Below are 15,879 nucleotides of genomic sequence, written 5' to 3' on the forward strand. Positions count from 1 at the left end.
CGGAGCGCCGGGCGCGGATCGAGGCAGTCGGAAACCAGCTCGTAGCTGCTGGCGGGTCGATCTACCGCCGCGTCGACAACGACGAAGGGTTCTGGCTGATCATGCAGGACCCGGAAGGCAACGAGTTCTGCGTCAACTGATCGAACGACCGCCCTCAGAACGTGTTTGAGAAGGGTCCGATGTGGACTGGCATGGCGGCGTGCGGGGAGCTGCTGAGCCGGCCAGGGTGGTGCGGTGCCGATCCCTCGCCGTGGATACCCGTCCGACCTGACCGACGCCCAGTGGGCGCGGACACCGTCGGAGCCGACAGCCGAGGCTACGACGCGGGGAAGAAGATCAACGGCCGCAAGCGGTTCATCGTCACGGACACGCTCGGGCTGCTGGTCACCGTCTGGGTGCTGGCCGCGTCCTGGCAGGACCGCGACGGCGCCAAGGGCGCCCTGGTGGCCGCTACCCTGGCCGCGCCGTCAATGCGGCACATCTTCGCCGATCAGGGCTTCGCCGGACGGCTGGTCGACTAGGCCCGCGACATCCTCAACACGACGATCGAGATCGTCCGCAAACCCGCCGACCAGCAAGGCTTCGCTGTGCACCCGCGCCGCTTGGTGGTCGAGCGCACGCCGGCCTGGCTGACCGCCTGTCGCCGGCCGGGGAGGTGCCCGAGGACGCCGATGTCGTCGACCTTCCTGGCGTGACGCTCCTGCCCGGACTCGTCGACACGCACGTGCACCTCGCGTTCGACGCTTCGCCGGACCCGATCGGTGCGCTGGCCACGCGGGACGCGGCGGAGACGTTCGCCGCGATGTGTGTGGCCGCGCGGCGGGCGGCGCGGGCCGGGGTGACCACGCTGCGCGACCTCGGCGACGTCGACTATCTGGCCCTCGGCGTACGCGCCGCGGCCCGGGCCGACTGGACGCTGCCCGACGTCCTCGCCGCTGGCGTGCCGATCACCACGCCTGGCGGGCACTGCCACGTCCTCGGCGGTGCCGCGTCCGGTGTCGAGGGCGTCCGCGCCGCCGTCCGGGAACGGCACGAGCGCGGCGTCGACGTCGTCAAGGTGATGGCCAGCGGCGGCAACATGACCGCCGGCAGCCGGCCGGAGGCGCCCCAGTTCACCGCCGAGGAACTGCGCGCGCTGGTCGACGAAGCGCACCGGCTCGGACTGCCGGTCACCGCGCACGCGCACGGCACCGCCGCGATTGTCGATTCGGTCGCGTCCGGTGTGGACAGTCTGGAACACGCCTCGTTCATGACCGCCGACGCGGTCGACGACATACCACACGGGTTGCTCGACGAGATCCAGCGCCGGGGTGTGGCGCTCAGCCTCACGCTTGGGCTGAAGCCCGTCGAGGGCTTCGCCATGCCGCCCGAGATGGCCTCCCGCCGTCCAAAGTTGATCGCCAACGCCACCGCGATGCGCGCGTCCGGCGCCCGCATCGTCGTCGGCACCGACGCCGGGATCGCGCCGATCAAACCGCACGACGTCCTACCGACCGCGCTCGTCCATCTCGCCCAGATCGGTATGAGCCCCGCGGAGGCGCTGCACGCGATCACCGGCCGCGCCGCCGAGGTGCTCGGCCTGGGCGACCGCAAGGGCAAAATCCTTCCTGGGTACGACGCCGACATCCTCGCCGTCGACGGCGACCCGCTGCGCGACCCGGCCGCCATCCACCGGATCCGCGCCGTCTACGTGCGCGGCGCCGCGCTCACCGCGCCGGCGATCCGGCCGTGAGCCGCCGGCTCGGCCCGATCGCCGCGCCGCTGGCCGTCACGCTCGTGGCAGTGGCTCGCAGGACACCGCCTCATGGGCGGTGGAGGCCTAGGTGGCCAAGCTGCGCGCGCTGCTGCCGGACCGCAACCGCTACGGCGTGGACACCGAGGAGGTCACCGGCCAGGTGCGTGTCACCGTGCCGATGCCGATAACGTGCCGGTTATCGGTCGTTGCGATGTTCGCCGTTGATCGCCGCCGCCCTCCCCGGGAGCCTGGGGATGTCACATGACCGGCCGCGCGCAGGTCGCGGCGGTCGGTCCGTTCCACGGGAGGCGATGGCATCTATGCAGTTCACATTGATCGGGATGGCGGTCGCGGCGGAGGACCCCGCCGCGAGTGCGGCGTGGTTCACCGAGCATTTCGGGTTCACGGTTGGTATCGATCTGGGCTGGTACGTGAACACGCAGCACGCCGATCACCCGAACGTGAGCCTGGACTTCGTCCAGCGCGACCACCAGTCGTGGCCGCAGGCGAGCCGTGGCAGGAACGTGGTCGGCACGCTGCTGGCGTTCCTGGTCGCTGATGTGGACGCCGAGTTCGCCCGGCTGGACGCCGCCGGCATGGAGGTGGTCATGCCGCTGGTGACCGAGCCGTGGGGGCAGCGTCGGTTCCAGGTCGCCGGGCCGGACGGACTGCTGGTCGAGGTGCTGCGGATGGTGGCGCCGGACCCGCAGTGGTTGGCCGACCACGGCCTGGCCGGATGAGCCCGGACGTGATGATCGAGACCGAGCGGCTGCGGCTGCTCCCGCTGACCCGGCAACGTGCCGAGCTGATCGTCGCCGGCGACCGCGTCGGGCAGAGCTGGTCGGCCGGCTATCCGCGCGCCGACGACCAGGACGTGGCCCGCCTGTTCCTTGTCCACGATCCCGGCGGCGAGACACTGTTCGGACCGCTGCAAATGGTGGACCGGGATACCGGGCTGGTCATCGGCGGGATCGGGTTCTTCGGGCCGCCCGACGTAGACGGTACGGTCGAGCTCGGCTACGGGGTCGCCCCGGAGGTCGAGGGACGCGGCTACACCACCGAGGCGCTACGCGGTCTGCTGGCGTGGGCGTTCGGCACCGGTCGGGTGCGTCGGGCGGTCGCGGACACCATGCACCACAACGTCGGCGCCCGGCGGGTGATGGAGAAAGCCGGTATGCGCCGCGTCGAAACACCGGAACGGGTCTGCTACTACGAGATCACCGAGATCGACATGTTCACCAGCCTCTACGGGCGGCTCGAACTGAACGCCGTGAGGCGCTGACCCGCCGGTCCGGTCATTGACCAGAAGTGCAGAATCTTCGACTGCGCGCCACGGGGTCGTGCCCGGCTGGCTGCTTTCCGCCGCGTGTCAGCGGCGGCGTCAGGACGGCGACAGCCCGGTGTCAGAGTGGTTGGCCACCGTGGATGCCATGAACGGTTCAGCGATCGCGGCCTCGGGGCTGCGGATGGCCTCGACGTCCAAGCCGGTTCGCGGTCGCGGCGGCGATTGTCCTGCTCGACGAGTGCCGGCTGCGGCTGGACGACCCGGTAGATCGGTGGCTGCCCGAACTCGCCGACCGGCAGGTGCTCAAGCGGGCCGACGGCCCGTTCCGATCGGCCCGGCCGAGAACAGGGGACTCTTCCTTGCTTACTGCCCAACTTTCGCTACACAACGTCACCCGCCGCTACGACGACCACGTGGTGCTGGACGCAGTGTCCTTCACCGTCAAGCCGGGCGAGAAGGCCGGCATCATCGGCGACAACGGCGCGGGTAAGTCCACGCTGTTGCGGCTGCTGGCCGGGGCGGACCGGCCCGACAACGGCGAGGTGAGCGTGGTCGCGCCCGGCGGCATCGGCTACCTCGCGCAATCGCTGGCGCTGCCGCCTGAGGCCACGGTCCAGGACGCGATCGACCTCGCCCTTGCCGACCTGCGCACGCTCGAGTCGCGGATGCGCGACGCCGAGACCGGACTGCGCAGCCTGGCAGGGGCGGAACTCGCGGCCGCGCTGGAGGCCTACGCCGGGCTGGTCGGCCGGTACGAGGCGCGCGGCGGGTACACGGCGGACACCCGGGTTGACATCGCGTTGCACGGGCTCGGCCTGCCAGGTCTGGACCGCACGAGGTTGCTTGGCACGCTGTCTGGCGGGGAGCGGTCGCGGCTGGCCCTGGCCGCCACCTTGGCGTCCCTGCCGGAACTGCTGTTGCTCGACGAGCCGACCAACGACCTGGACGACCAGGCCGTGGGCTGGCTGGAGGCGCACCTGCGGGCGCACCGCGGCACGGTGCTCGCGGTGACCCACGACCGGGAGTTCCTGGATCGGGTCACCACCACGATCCTGGAGGTCGGCGAGGGCAAGGTGGCGCGCTACGGCGACGGCTACGACGGATACCTCGCCGCCAAGGCCGCCGAGCGCCGGCGTCGGCTCCAGGAGTACGAGGAGTGGCGCGCCGAGCTGGCCCGCAACCGGAAGCTGGCTGCCGCGAACGCGGTCCGCCTGGACGCTATCCCGCGCAAGGCCCCGATGGCCAAGTTCGGGCACGGCGCCTTCCGGGCCCGTGGCCGCGACCACGGTGCGATGGGGCGCATCCGCAACGCCAAGGAGCGCGTCGAGCGTCTCACCGGCAACCCCGTCGCGCCGCCGCCCGACCCGCTGGTCTTCGCGGCCCGCATCACCGGCGCCGACAGCCAAGCGCCGGAAGCGGCCGCGGAACTCACCGGGATCCGCGTCGCCGACCGGCTCTACGTGCCGTCACTGCGGATCGGGGGCGCGGAACGGCTCCTGGTCACCGGCCCCAACGGAGCGGGCAAGACCACCCTCATCCGGGTACTGGCCGGGGAACTGCGTCCGGACGACGGAACGGTACGCACGCGCGGCCGGATCGGGCACCTGCGACAGCAGGAAACCCCGTGGCCGCCCAGCCTGACCGTGCCACAGGCGTTCGCCCACGGGCGGCCCGGCGGCCCGGACGAGTACACCGACGAGCTGCTCTCCCTCGGCCTGTTCCGGCCGGCCGATCTGCGGCTGCGCGTGGGCGAGCTGTCCTACGGGCAGCGGCGCCGGATCGAGCTGGCCCGCCTGGTCAGCGAACCGGTCGACCTGCTGCTGCTCGACGAGCCGACCAACCACCTCTCCCCGGCCCTGGTCGAGGAGCTGGAGGAAGCCCTGGCGCAGTACCCGGGCGCGGTAGTCATCGTCACCCACGACCGCCGCATGCGCGCCCGGTTCACCGGCACCCACCTGGAGCTGGACGCCGGCCGCGTCGCGCAGCTCGGGGAAGCCACACCTCTGGCCCACGCCTGCTAGCCGAGACCATGCGCTGGCGGGCCCCCGAGGGCGGCGAACTCGGGCACACGGCTGGCCGACCAACACACGAGACGCCGGGGTTGGGCCGCCGTTCGGTAGGCCGGGGTGATGAGGTATCCGGCTGGTGGTGGTTTGAACGCGGCAGCCAGGGCGCGGCGTGAAGCGGTCCGGCGACGGGCGGCGACCCTGTTCCAGAAGTCCAGACCGACCGCAGAGATCGCTTCTGAGCTGCGAGTTTCGAAGAAATCGGTGCGGGAGCGGTGGCGTCGGTGGATCGCTGGAGGCACGGCGGCGTTGGCCTCGGGGGGGCTAGCCAAGCTCGTCGTGTGCTCGGACGCCGCGAACGCAATAGCACCAAACGGACTGGCCGTCACGAGGCTGCAACCACGGTCGTGACCAAGTCGACGTACCGAATCCGGCCGTACTCGGCCTTTCTCGGCGCGCTCAAGGTCCGTGAGGACGTCGAGGTGGAGATCGAGATCCAGCTGGGACGCTGACCTTACGGTCAACTATGCGGTGCAGGGCGCGTTGTTCAGGGTGAAAGTCGTGGGCGGCGGCTGACTTGCCGTGGATGCGCCGTACATTCCGAACCAGGTACTGCCGCCGGGCGGGATGAGCTGGTTCCAGCGGGCGTTCGATACCGTCACAGCGGCGCTGGTCTGGACGTACGTACCGTTCCACAAGTTCGTGATCCGCTGGTCGCCGGGGAAGGTGAAGCGGACCGTCCACCCGCTGACCGGTGCGGTGCCGTTGTTGTGGACGGTCACCCTGGCCAGGAATCCGGTGTCCCACTGCGACTGCGTGGTGTACGTGACCCGGCAGGTGCTGGGCGAGGCCGTGCTCGGCGACGACGAAGACGAGCTGATTGGCGTCCCGATCGTGCACTGCACCCCGGTCGGCGTCGGGGCGGCGCAGGTGTTCAGCACTGCCGGCAGTCCGATGCCGGCCGCGGCGGGCATCGTAACCAGGGCCGTGCCGGTCACCATCGCGGGAATTGCCGCGACGGCCAGCAGTGCCGGCCAAACACGACGTTGCCGCCGCGAGCGTCCACTCATGCCCTGAGGATCCGGCGCGCATCGGCAACCGTCAAGATAGACAATTATCGAGATGTGGGAATGCGGGGTGATCCATTCGAGGGGATCCGGTGGTAAGCGACCCTCGCGTCGCTGAACGGCCGCGCCGCTGAGCTGGCCTGAAACCGCCACCCATCGGCATCGACGTCTCCGGGCACGAACCCCGTCCGGACTGGGGTGCCGTGCACGCGGTTTCGCCAGGACCGTTTATCCCGGCGGCGGTGCCCTCTGTGGGCGGCGGGAAGAGTGGGTGAGATCCTGCCAGTGATCATGGAGTTGTGACGCTTCACTGGAAGAGATCTCACCCGCGCATCACGGAACCTGAGACGAGGTTATCGCCTCACAGTACAAAGATCCGGACAGTCCCGGACGTGACTCATCTATAGGCAATGTTTACGCCGGGGAGGATGTCCCGCAGGTTGGCGGTTTGTGTGAATGCGGAGACCGACTGGGCCTCCCCGGCGTACCTGTACTGGCCATGGTGGATTCCCAAGGCTGTGTTTCCATAGAACCACGGACCGCCGCTGTCGCCATCCTCTGAAATGTCGGCGGTCATTGTGGCTGCGTTGCACAGTCTGGTCGCCTCAAAATCGGGCGCATCCAACCTAAGGCAGGTGTTTGCCTGCCTTATCGTGCCGCAGACCCCATCGCCGGTTCCGATCCCATAGTGACATGCTGTTTCGCCGACCACCGGGAATCCCACCGTGTGCACGTCGCGATACACGCTGCTATAAGCTCGGAAGCGTGGTGCGATCGACGCTGTAGCATGCCATTGCATATCGCCACGCTCGCACGTGCTGGAGGTGGGGTCACACTCGGCCGCGAAACTCAGGATCCGTTCGCTTCCATAGTGGAGGAAATTTGGGCAATGCCCCGCTGTCAACGTTCCCACCGCCGTCGTTGTGCGCACGGTAAACCCGCCAGTGCAAGACGGGCGGAAGACGTCGCCGTCGCGGGTGTTCAGCCCAGCACCACCGACCACCGTCGTTTCGGCAGTGGCGTCCGGCGGGGTCTCCTTGACGACGAGTTCGACGGGCATGCCGGCCACGTCGACGAGCCCGTCCCGCTGTGTCGGGTACGCCTCACGCACGTCTTTCGCGCCGGTAGCGGAAGCTGTAGCGACGAAGTGGTCCATGGCTGCGTCGTAGCTGACCTCATAGACGTCGGGCGACGCCACATCCAGAAACCGGCTGAGGGACGGCAGGACTTTGGTGAGATCCGCGTTGCTGTACCGACGGTCGCCAACGATACTCACCGGCAGATGGGCCAGCCCGGCTCGGGCCGCATCCATCTGCTGCGGCGAAGCCTTCTTGACATAGACGCGATATATTCCGTCCTCGCGGAGTTCGGCCGCCGCGATGATGCCCGGTGTGACCTCGTTGACGCGTGCCAGCGCCCGGTTCATCTCCCCAGAGCGAGCTTGGCGCGTAAGGATCGCACCGAGCGGCTCACCTGTTCGCTGGGCCAGCCTCTCCAAGTCCTGACGCTCCATTGTCTCCTGCGACGGATCGAGGAACGCTGTCATCTCGATCCTCTCGGCGCGCCCAGCAAGGCTCGCCGCGTCTCCTCCGGCAGAAAGCATCCCTGCGGCCGCCTGCGATGGCGTCGCAAGCAGACCGGCTCCCAGGATCCCAGCGACAGCCACGCCAAATAGTCGGAACTTCAAGAGTCCTCCTTTGCACGTTGCGGTAGCGAGGCCCGGATTAGGCCACGCCTCAACCGCCACCCTGCCGGACGACGATTGCAAAGCAATTGACACGAACAATTGAATGCGCGGCTCGCGAGGCGCCGCGCTCGAGCCGGCCGGTGCCTCGCCGTGAAGCGAGTCGCCATTCGGCACCAGCCGCAGCGCCGGACCGGTGGCGCCGCCGGGCGCCGGGCGCCGCGAACGTATGACGCAACTCCAGCGTCGGTCCGCTCGGCCTGTGGATGTTTATTACCTCCTCCTGGACCAAAGGGGCGCAGGCGTCAGACATCACCGGTCCCCTTCCCGCCCTAGTGCCCATCGATATGACGCCCGCCTCTGCCCAGGTCAGCATGGCGACGAGTTGTTTAGAAGCGGGTCAACGCAAAAACAACACGGGGATGACGCAGGCGCCCCGACCCGACCTGCCAATGGATCCGGATCGCGGCCCGGTGCAATCCCACGCGGCCAAGCGGCGCGACCTGCGACGGCAGGGCTCCGGCAAAGTCGATCGGCCTTGCAGAGATACCTCGAGGCAGACGGGGCGATGTCGCCGGCTTGGCCAAGCCTCGGGGCAGCGATCACTGTGGCGTGTCTGTCGCAGGACGCCACCATCGTCGTGGCCGCAGACGGCGAAGAGGGTCGCGGGTGTGCTCGGGTGGGGGCCGATACTGGGACGATGGTGCGTATTAAGTCAGTAAACTTGCATGTCGAGGACCTTTATCGAGCGGCTGGATTCTGGACGGCCGCGCTCGGCTACGAGGTGCGCAGCGGCGAGGTCGGTAACGAATCACCGGTTCTGGTGCCGAAGGATGGTGCCGCTGTGGCGATCGTGCTGGATACCGACGACGGGACGCACCTGGACCTGTCAGTCGCCGATCCGGCGGAGCAGCAGGCCGAGGTCGAGCGGCTCATCTCCCTGGGCGCTCGCCGCGTTGCGTGGGACTATGCCGACGGCGCCGACCACGTGGTGCTCCTCGACCCGGAGGGCAATCTGTTCTGCGTGGTGGTTGACGGGGGCCAATGATTGTTTCCGAGTGTGTTACCAGGTGCCGGGCAAGTTATGGCAGCGCGTGGGCAAATCGTCAGACGATGCCGAGGACGGTGAGTGGGCGGCTGCTGTCGCGGGCGTGGTAGCGGTTAGCGGCGGCGATGTTGGTGACGCCGGTGGCGCGTATAGCGCCGATGGCGGCGTTGCGGAGGGCGGCCATAACGTGTGGACCGGCGCCGGTGCGGATCTGGGAGCGGTCTTCGTCGTAGCTCACGTCGCGCCCCCAGTGCACCTTATTCTCGATGTGCCAGTGGCCACGGATCCTGTGTTGGCATCTGTGTGGCGAGCCAAGCGCCGATCACCGCGGTCAGCCGGTCCGGGTCTAGGGCCTGCAACAACCGGCGGATCATGGTCTCGGATGGGCGGCGTCCGGCATCGATGCCTAGTGCGGCCGCGGTCTCCGCCGGCAGGTCAGCGACCCATTCACCGATGGCTGTGTAGGAGCGGTAGCCGGCGATGACCGCGCATACCGCCGCGGTGACCACAACGGCCAGCGCGTGACGAACTCCGCGCCGAGCCCTTGGATCAGGCATGGTGTTCAACGCGGCGAGCAACCCGGCCGCCGACGGTGCGGCGCAGGTTCCGGCCGGTACATCCGACAATGACGAGATCAGCGACGATAGCAACGCGGGCATGGCTCACTTCGGAAAGATCGACAAGGCGTAGGAACCTCGATGATCTTCTGATCCGGTCATGCCCGCCCGGCCGTCACCAGCAAGGGCGCGTCTACACCAACCCACTCAAGCCGGACACCTCACGACTTTGCCGAGGCCCTGCCTGCGACGGCAAGTAGGAACAGTCCTGACGCTGGACCTCGGCTGGCTCGGCGCCGTGCAAATCGCGGTCGCGACGACAAGCCAACCCCGCGACCGGGCACCATCGCGGACCCGGATCAACCGGCTCGACGACTGGACCGGCATCGGGCCGCGACAGCCCCCGCCAACCGTCCGTTGTCGGGTGGTCACCAGCGCCGGTAGGTGCGATGGCGGTTGTCTGTCCGGCGGTGGTTGCCGACCAGGCGGCTGGTGGCGAACCCGCCCGCAGCCGGTCGATGTAGAGACCTTTCGGAGTCGGGGTGGCTTCGACCCCTATTTAGACAGAGATTTGAGCTACCGCGATGTCCGTCGTGGTCCAGACCGTTGCTCCCGCGGCCTCACCCGTCCGCCGTTGGTCGCGCTCACCCCTGCACGCAACCGGCCGGCAGGAAAGAGGGCGGGGTGACGGAGCTCGTGCCAGGCGGTGGTCGACGTTTGTCCACAATGCCCGTTCCCGGATCGGCGATCCGGAAAAGCAACGGGGTTGTCGTCGCCGCGTGTAACCGCCACGAGGGTATGAGCGGCGCGAGGCTCGAGATCCAGGAGAGTTTGGGCGCCATTTCAACCCTAAATCTCCTAGATCTCGAAGTCTGGTCCCGTTGGCTGGTGACACTGCGTCAGGACGGCGCAGGTGAGGCCACCCAAACCCGCTCGGGCTTGTCTCGCGGACCTGGCAGTGGACGGCCGGGGGGTTCGGCGAGCGCTGCGAGCCGCCGGCCGGGAGCGGTGCCCGCGGGAGCATACGGTCCGCAGCTGACGCGGACGTGGGCAAATATGGCTTGAAGCAACGCCACGACGAGCGGCGACCCCGACCCCGAAAGGGCTGTAGATCTGGTCGCCCTCGCGATGGCCGCTCTGATGACGCCCCTATCATCAGCCGATCAGAAGCGCCTGCACACGAGGGGTTCACCGCGCGGCTATTCGACCTAGAGGCCGGCGTCGCGGGCCTTCGCGATGGCCTCGGCCCGCGTGGTGGCGTCCAGCTTGGACAAGATCGTGGAGACGTAGTTGCGGACGGTCTTGGGGCTCAGGTGGAAGCGCTCGGAGATGGCGGTGTTGGTGTAGCCGGCGGCGAGCAGCTCCAGGATCTCGTGTTCGCGGCTGGTCAGCGCCGGAAACAGCGGCGCGGGCGCGGGGCGGGCGCCGGCCAGGTGGTTGGTGACGTGCTGGGCTGCGGCGGAGCTGAAGATGGCCTCGCCCGCCGCGGCCGCGTGCACTGCCCGCAGGATCTCCTCGCGGTCGGCGCCCTTCACCAGGTATCCGCGCGCGCCGGCCCGGATCGCGGCGAGCACCGAGGCGCTGTCGTCGAACATCGTCACCACCAGCACGTTGACCTCCGGCGACGCGGTCAGGATGCGCCGGGTGGCCTCGACGCCGTTGAGGCCGGGCATGGTGAGGTCCATCAGCACCACGTCGGGCCGGAGATCGCCGGCGAGGGTAACGGCCTCGTCGCCGCTGCCCGCCTCGCCGACCAGCTCGACGCCTGGGTCGGAGCCGAGCACGGCGCGCAGCCCGTACCGGAACATGGGGTGGTCGTCGGCGAGCAGGATCCTGATCACAGGCTCAGTCTCCCTCCGGGTGGGTGCGCAGCGGCAGCCGCGCCGTGACCGTGGTGCCGCGCGACGACGAGTCGACGGTGAGCGTGCCGCCCAGCTCTTCGGCCCGCTCGCGCATCGAGGCCAGGCCCACGCCCGCGGGCGTGGAGCCGATCCCGCGCCCGTCGTCCACAACGGACACGGTGAGTGCGGCGCCGTCGACGGCCAGCGACACCACGCAGGTTCCGGCGCCGGCGTGCCGCACCACGTTGGTGAGCGCCTCTTGGACGATGCGGTACACCGCGACCTCGACGGCGGCGGGCAGGTCGGGCAGTGGCGGCACTTCCGCGGTGACGTCGAGCCCCTGCGGCCGGTACCGCTCGCGGAGGTCGCCCAGCGCCGCCGCCAGCCCCAGCTCGTCGAGCACGGGCGGGCGGAGCTGGCGGGCGAGGCGGCGTACCTCGTCGAGGGTCTGCCGGCTGTGCGCGGTGAGGTCGCGCAGCAGCCCGTCGGCGGCGGCCGGGTCGGTGGCGAGCAGGGAGCGGGCCGCCTCGATGGTGAGCGCCTGCCCGCTGAGTGCCGGGCCGAGCGAGTCGTGCAGGTCGCGGCGGATGCGGCGGCGCTCCTCCTCGCGGGCGGCGACGAGGTCTTCGCGGGTGCGCTGGAGGTCGCCGGCGAGCTGGCGGGTGCGGGCCGACTCCTGGGCGGCGTACAGCGCGGCGCCGCTTTGCCCGGCCAGATCGGCGAGCAGCCGCCGGTCGCCGGCCGAGAGTTGCCCGCCGACGACGAGGTCGCCCACCGTCTCGCCCCGGTGCTGGAGCGGGAACCGCTCGGCCCCGGCGGGCGCGACACCACGGGAGGCGACGACGCCGCCGTCGACGTCGACAGCCACGTAGGGAGCCTTCAGCGCCCGCGCCACCGCTTCCACGATCGCCGGCGCCACCGCTTCCGGCCGCACCACACCGGCCAGCTGGCGGCCGAGGCGGGACAGCACGCCGTACGGGTCGTGCCGCTCGCCGTACACCAGTCTGTTGACGCGGCGCTGCACCTGCTCGCGCAGCGGGCTGAACGCGACGGCGACCAGCCCGGTCGCCACCAGCGGGAGCGCGACCGGCCCGCCGCCCCGCCACAGCGCGCCCACGCCGCCCACCACGAGCGCGTACGTGCCGACGACGAACGCGGTCAGTACCCCGTACACCAGCGTGCGACTGATCACCACGTCGATGTCGAAGAGCCGGTGCCGCACGATCGCGACGGCGATGGCCGCGGGCAGGGCGGCGGCCATGGCGTAGGAGACGGCCATGAGGCCGGTGTACACCGCGAGGCCACGCTGCGTCGCCTCGTCCTGCACCGCGCCGAGCGGTGTGGCGACGAGTGCCACGTTGTACGCGAAGCGGAGCGCCACCGCGCACAGCACCCACCGGATCTGGAGGCGCTCGACAGGGCCGGAGACGCGCGCGTACCGGTACACCTGAGCCGCGACGCAGCTGCCGAAGAGCAGCAACAGCAGGGCAGCCGGGACCGGACCCTCCCCTGTGGAGTCGAACGCCACGACGGCCGCGAGCCACAGCGCCCAACCCACCGCCAACCACCGGCTCCACTGTGGAACGAAGCGACCGTCCGGGAAGACGTATGCCAGCGGGAAGAGCGCGATCCACGCCACGCCCTGGGCCAGCGCGAGGGGGTCGGCGACCGCCGGGTACAGCTCGCCCACCACCAGCGGCACCCCGCCGCCGGCGGTGGCGAAGAGGACGAGCACGAAGACGAGGTACAGCCGGAACCACGACAGCGCACCGCGCAGGACGAACCACGCCGCCACCACGCTCGCCGCGACAAGCAGCAGCTCCAGGAGGATGAAGTAGCCGGCGAACCAGCCGACCGGCACACCCCACCCGGCCAGCACGGCGCGCAGCTGGCCCGCCGTCCAGGCGCCGTCCGGCGCCACCCACAGCGGGAGCAGCTCACCCGCGTGCGTGGCCCACAGCACCAGCCCGGCGGCGAAGAGCGCGAGCAGCACGCCAGTGGCGGCGAGCACGACCGCGCGACCGATGCGCAGCGTGTGCACACCGGTCGCCGCGTCGGCGGTTTCGACGGTCACGGCCTACTCACACCGAGGACGGTACGCGGCGGCGGAGCAGCCCGACCCCCAACACGACCCAGAAGAGCGCGACCATGAACGGCGGCAGCCCCCGGGTCGCCACGTCGAGTACGAGCAGCGCGCCGGCGAGGATGGCGACGACCAGCCCGGCCCGCCGCAGCAGCCCGCTGGTGCGCAGCGCGACCGCGGTGAGGATGGTGGCGACGGTTGCCGCCCAGATCGAGGCGTAGCTGGCCACGAGCGAGGCCTCGTACGCTGCGTTGTCGCCCAGGCGGGCCTCACCGAAGCCGGCGGCGACCTCGCTCAGCACCAGGTTGGCGAGGATGGCGACCGCCGCGACGGCGACAAAGACCTGCGAGGCGGTGGCGAGCCGGCCGCGCAGGAGGCGGTTGAGCGGGTAGAGGGCGGAGAGGCCGAGGAGCACGGCGATCGCGTACACCGGCCACATCAGCGCCCACCCGACCCGGATCCCGTCCATCTGGTCCGGGGTGAGGTCGGCGGAGTCGCTCACCCCGGTGCCCGACATCGTCGCGACGACGGCGACGAGCCAGGCGACGAAGGCCAGCGGCGAGAGGGCGAGCTTCCAGGCCGGCCGCCGGATCGCGGCGGTGGTATCGGTGGCGGTGGTCGATTCGAGCAACATGGTGGTCTCCAAAAGCGCGGTGGCTGTTGGAGATCACGCTCCCGATCCCACCGTCCCGGGCACCAGGGACGCCAGGTCCTCTTCTGCCCGGCCCACGATCCGCCGCATTGGCAATGCCCCGGTCATCACCGCTGGCGCTCGCCGTCGGGCAGGATGGCCTCGCCCGCGGCCGCGGCGAGCTGGAAGCGTTCCAGGCCTGGATGTCCGGACGCCATTCCCACAGCAGCCTCGCATTCTGGTCGCTCGTCATCGAGGAGACATTCGGCGCCGGGACAACGCGACAACCCATAGTCACTGACGACGACCACCAGTTGGCCATCGCCAAACTCTGCCTGCTCCTTCGCGAGTTCCTCGGGCTGTCCACGAACGATCGCCGGTGAAGGCATCGCATCCCGCGCGCGGTCAGCGGCCCACCAGCGCGACCTGCGGCCACTTGAGCCGTATCTGCGGGGCCAGCGGCTCGCTGTCGGTGTATCAAGCCGTGTCATGCTGTGCGAGTCTTCGCATCGCCCGCCGCAGGTAGGCATCGACCTCGGTCCGCCGGTAGCCACGCGGCCGCTTGTCGAACGCCGGGCCGGCGACCAGCTCCTCCCTTACCGCCAGGCGCGAAGCCGCGCCATCAGGCGACATGGCTGCCTCGACGCGCCGTACCAGCGGGTCGACCTGGCCGATGTCATAGCCGTACAACACGACCTCGAACCCGGGCGCGACCCGCGGTGTCAGATCCTGCCGCTCGACAACCCGATGCCGTCCATCGGAGTACCCCGCGACCGCCGCCACCAGATCTGGCGAGCCGACGTCCGGAACCATCAGCGTGCCACCGTCCCCGCCCGGCCCGCCGTCCCTCAACTCGACGCGTAGCGCGGGCCGGGCCAGCCCGGCCTGCCAGGTGCCAGCGAGCCTGAGCGCATCGACGGCGTGCCACGGCACGTAAACATAAGTGCGGACGCGCCGGCCCTGCCGAGCCACCACATGTATATGCAGGCCGTCAAGCCCCACGCGCAGCACCGGCGGCTCAGGGAGCCGGTAGTTTCGCAACCGAATCGGCATCGCGAGCGTCACCGCCGCGAGCAAGACACCCAAGCCCCCGCCGTACGCCACACCAGAGGCACCCCCGACCACGGAACCTATGAGACAACCGAACCCCACGCCGGCGATCGCCGCCCCGCCGAACCAATGCGGCCACGAGATAGGCGCAACGTCGTTACCGCCGAACTCGATACCACCATGAGGCAGGGAGCGATCGACCACCAAAGCAGCGTAACCACAGCCGCCTAGCTGGACGAAAACTCCTCATCCGCCGTGCAGCTCGATACGACAGGCACCGTTGTGGACCACTGCCCGGGACGGTGCGGGTACGCGTCCCGCGTGAGCACCTGGTGGCGATCAGCGGCGTCGCGCTCCTACCATCCGCGGCGACGGCACCCCTCCTCGGCCTGGTGAACGTCCGGCTCTTCAACGATGCTGACCGCCCCGGCCACCTGCTGATGGACACCCTCGGCCTGCATGCCCTCGGGCTACCCGACGTACAGGATCTTTCGGGGTCAGGGTCGCCGCTCGTCGTGGCGTTGCTTCAAGGCATATGTTGCCCATGTCCGCGTCAGTGGCGGACCGTATGCTCCCGCGGGCACCGCTCCCGGCCGGCGGCTCGCAGCGCTCGCCGAAATCCCCGGCCGTCCACTGCCAGCTCCGCGGGACAAGCCCCGCCGGGGTCTTCGCGGAGCCTACCTGCGCCATCCTGACGCAGCGTCACCAGCCAAACGGGCCAGACTTCGAGATCTAGGAGACTTTAGGGTTGAACTAGCGCCCCAACTCTCCTAGATGTACTGCCCACGGACGTTGGTGACACGGGGATCTTGATTGGGTGAGGACCTCCTCGGTAGGTGTGGAGCTACCACAACAGCCGCACCATCCGAGGGAGGTCCTCGTGCCCCACCGT

The 15,879-nt window shown here is 69.7% G+C and carries 19 protein-coding genes; 11 read left to right on the top strand and 8 right to left on the bottom strand.

The window, feature by feature from the left end; translation table 11 throughout:
- The first annotated feature begins 17 nt into the window (after window positions 1-17).
- From ACTMTJ_RS44925 to ACTMTJ_RS44960, 8 genes are all read left to right on the top strand, one after another.
- Window positions 18-140 (top strand): VOC family protein, encoded by a 123-nt coding sequence (locus ACTMTJ_RS44925; RefSeq protein ID WP_441225230.1) that lies wholly within the window; start codon window positions 18-20, stop codon window positions 138-140.
- A gap of 141 nt (window positions 141-281) precedes the next feature.
- A complete protein-coding gene (locus ACTMTJ_RS44930; protein WP_441225200.1) occupies window positions 282-521 on the top strand; it encodes a transposase in 240 nt (79 codons plus the stop codon).
- Between the two features lie 134 nt (window positions 522-655).
- The gene (locus tag ACTMTJ_RS44935; RefSeq protein WP_441225202.1) at window positions 656-1,732 is read left to right on the top strand and encodes a metal-dependent hydrolase family protein; all 1,077 of its coding nucleotides are present in this window, start codon (window positions 656-658) and stop codon (window positions 1,730-1,732) included.
- A 91-nt stretch (window positions 1,733-1,823) separates the two neighbouring features.
- A complete protein-coding gene (locus ACTMTJ_RS44940) occupies window positions 1,824-2,000 on the top strand; it encodes a hypothetical protein (RefSeq protein WP_441225203.1) in 177 nt (58 codons plus the stop codon).
- A 55-nt stretch (window positions 2,001-2,055) separates the two neighbouring features.
- Window positions 2,056-2,475 (top strand): VOC family protein, encoded by a 420-nt coding sequence (locus ACTMTJ_RS44945; protein WP_441225204.1) that lies wholly within the window; start codon window positions 2,056-2,058, stop codon window positions 2,473-2,475.
- A complete protein-coding gene (locus tag ACTMTJ_RS44950; RefSeq protein WP_441225206.1) occupies window positions 2,472-3,017 on the top strand; it encodes a GNAT family N-acetyltransferase in 546 nt (181 codons plus the stop codon). The genes ACTMTJ_RS44945 and ACTMTJ_RS44950 overlap by 4 nt, the downstream gene beginning before the upstream one ends.
- Before the next feature lie 362 nt (window positions 3,018-3,379).
- Window positions 3,380-5,041 (top strand): TlrC/CarA/OleB/SrmB family ABC-F type ribosomal protection protein, encoded by a 1,662-nt coding sequence (locus ACTMTJ_RS44955; protein WP_441225207.1) that lies wholly within the window; start codon window positions 3,380-3,382, stop codon window positions 5,039-5,041.
- A 108-nt stretch (window positions 5,042-5,149) separates the two neighbouring features.
- Window positions 5,150-5,437: a helix-turn-helix domain-containing protein gene (locus ACTMTJ_RS44960; RefSeq protein WP_441225208.1), complete on the top strand. Its 288-nt coding sequence runs from the start codon at window positions 5,150-5,152 to the stop codon at window positions 5,435-5,437.
- 113 nt (window positions 5,438-5,550) lie between these two features.
- Here the strand turns inward: ACTMTJ_RS44960 and ACTMTJ_RS44965 are convergent, their stop codons facing one another.
- Window positions 5,551-6,096: a cellulose-binding domain-containing protein gene (locus tag ACTMTJ_RS44965; RefSeq protein ID WP_441225210.1), complete on the bottom strand. Its 546-nt coding sequence runs from the start codon at window positions 6,094-6,096 to the stop codon at window positions 5,551-5,553.
- Window positions 6,097-6,490: 394 nt separating this feature from the next.
- A complete protein-coding gene (locus ACTMTJ_RS44970) occupies window positions 6,491-7,780 on the bottom strand; it encodes a S1 family peptidase (protein ID WP_441225212.1) in 1,290 nt (429 codons plus the stop codon).
- 721 nt (window positions 7,781-8,501) lie between these two features.
- On the opposite strand from ACTMTJ_RS44970, the gene ACTMTJ_RS44975 reads away from it, so the two are divergent.
- A complete protein-coding gene (locus ACTMTJ_RS44975) occupies window positions 8,502-8,825 on the top strand; it encodes a VOC family protein (RefSeq protein ID WP_441225214.1) in 324 nt (107 codons plus the stop codon).
- A 58-nt stretch (window positions 8,826-8,883) separates the two neighbouring features.
- On the opposite strand, the gene ACTMTJ_RS44980 is transcribed toward ACTMTJ_RS44975, so the two are convergent.
- Complete coding sequence (locus ACTMTJ_RS44980; protein WP_441225215.1) at window positions 8,884-9,063, bottom strand: hypothetical protein; 180 nt, start codon at window positions 9,061-9,063, stop codon at window positions 8,884-8,886.
- A 19-nt stretch (window positions 9,064-9,082) separates the two neighbouring features.
- Window positions 9,083-9,334: a transposase family protein gene (locus ACTMTJ_RS44985; RefSeq protein ID WP_441225217.1), complete on the bottom strand. Its 252-nt coding sequence runs from the start codon at window positions 9,332-9,334 to the stop codon at window positions 9,083-9,085.
- A 46-nt stretch (window positions 9,335-9,380) separates the two neighbouring features.
- Here ACTMTJ_RS44985 and ACTMTJ_RS44990 point away from each other — a divergent pair, with 46 nt between their 5' ends.
- Entirely contained in the window at window positions 9,381-9,515 is a 135-nt protein-coding gene (locus ACTMTJ_RS44990) for a hypothetical protein (RefSeq protein WP_441225218.1), read from the top strand.
- Between the two features lie 1,075 nt (window positions 9,516-10,590).
- On the opposite strand, the gene ACTMTJ_RS44995 is transcribed toward ACTMTJ_RS44990, so the two are convergent.
- From ACTMTJ_RS44995 to ACTMTJ_RS45005, 3 genes are read right to left on the bottom strand one after another with little or no spacing between them, the layout of a single operon-like run.
- Window positions 10,591-11,223, bottom strand: coding sequence for a response regulator (locus tag ACTMTJ_RS44995; RefSeq protein WP_441225220.1), 633 nt, complete (start codon window positions 11,221-11,223; stop codon window positions 10,591-10,593).
- Window positions 11,224-11,227: 4 nt separating this feature from the next.
- Window positions 11,228-13,297, bottom strand: a complete 2,070-nt coding sequence (locus tag ACTMTJ_RS45000) for a histidine kinase (protein ID WP_441225222.1) — start codon at window positions 13,295-13,297, stop codon at window positions 11,228-11,230.
- 7 nt (window positions 13,298-13,304) lie between these two features.
- Window positions 13,305-13,940 carry a hypothetical protein gene (locus ACTMTJ_RS45005; RefSeq protein ID WP_441225224.1) on the bottom strand — a complete coding sequence of 212 codons (636 nt, stop codon included), beginning with the start codon at window positions 13,938-13,940 and terminating at the stop codon, window positions 13,305-13,307.
- A 107-nt stretch (window positions 13,941-14,047) separates the two neighbouring features.
- On the opposite strand from ACTMTJ_RS45005, the gene ACTMTJ_RS45010 reads away from it, so the two are divergent.
- A complete protein-coding gene (locus tag ACTMTJ_RS45010; RefSeq protein WP_441225226.1) occupies window positions 14,048-14,320 on the top strand; it encodes a hypothetical protein in 273 nt (90 codons plus the stop codon).
- 94 nt (window positions 14,321-14,414) lie between these two features.
- On the opposite strand, the gene ACTMTJ_RS45015 is transcribed toward ACTMTJ_RS45010, so the two are convergent.
- On the bottom strand, window positions 14,415-15,191 hold the full coding sequence (locus ACTMTJ_RS45015; protein ID WP_441225228.1) for a DivIVA domain-containing protein: 777 nt from the start codon (window positions 15,189-15,191) through the stop codon (window positions 14,415-14,417).
- Window positions 15,192-15,879: the final 688 nt, after the last annotated feature.

The sequence above is a fragment of the Phytohabitans sp. LJ34 genome, assembly GCF_052068095.1.
In the GTDB taxonomy this organism is placed as follows: domain Bacteria; phylum Actinomycetota; class Actinomycetes; order Mycobacteriales; family Micromonosporaceae; genus Phytohabitans.

Bases quoted from the DNA above. Each gene is read 5' to 3' on its own strand.
- ACTMTJ_RS44990 (WP_441225218.1), top strand. From the start codon at position 9,381: ATGGTGTTCAACGCGGCGAGCAACCCGGCCGCCGACGGTGCGGCGCAG.
- ACTMTJ_RS44945 (WP_441225204.1), top strand. From the start codon at position 2,056: ATGCAGTTCACATTGATCGGGATGGCGGTCGCGGCGGAGGACCCCGCC.
- ACTMTJ_RS45005 (WP_441225224.1), bottom strand. From the start codon at position 13,940: ATGTTGCTCGAATCGACCACCGCCACCGATACCACCGCCGCGATCCGG.
- ACTMTJ_RS44965 (WP_441225210.1), bottom strand. From the start codon at position 6,096: ATGAGTGGACGCTCGCGGCGGCAACGTCGTGTTTGGCCGGCACTGCTG.
- ACTMTJ_RS44950 (WP_441225206.1), top strand. From the start codon at position 2,472: ATGAGCCCGGACGTGATGATCGAGACCGAGCGGCTGCGGCTGCTCCCG.
- ACTMTJ_RS44960 (WP_441225208.1), top strand. From the start codon at position 5,150: ATGAGGTATCCGGCTGGTGGTGGTTTGAACGCGGCAGCCAGGGCGCGG.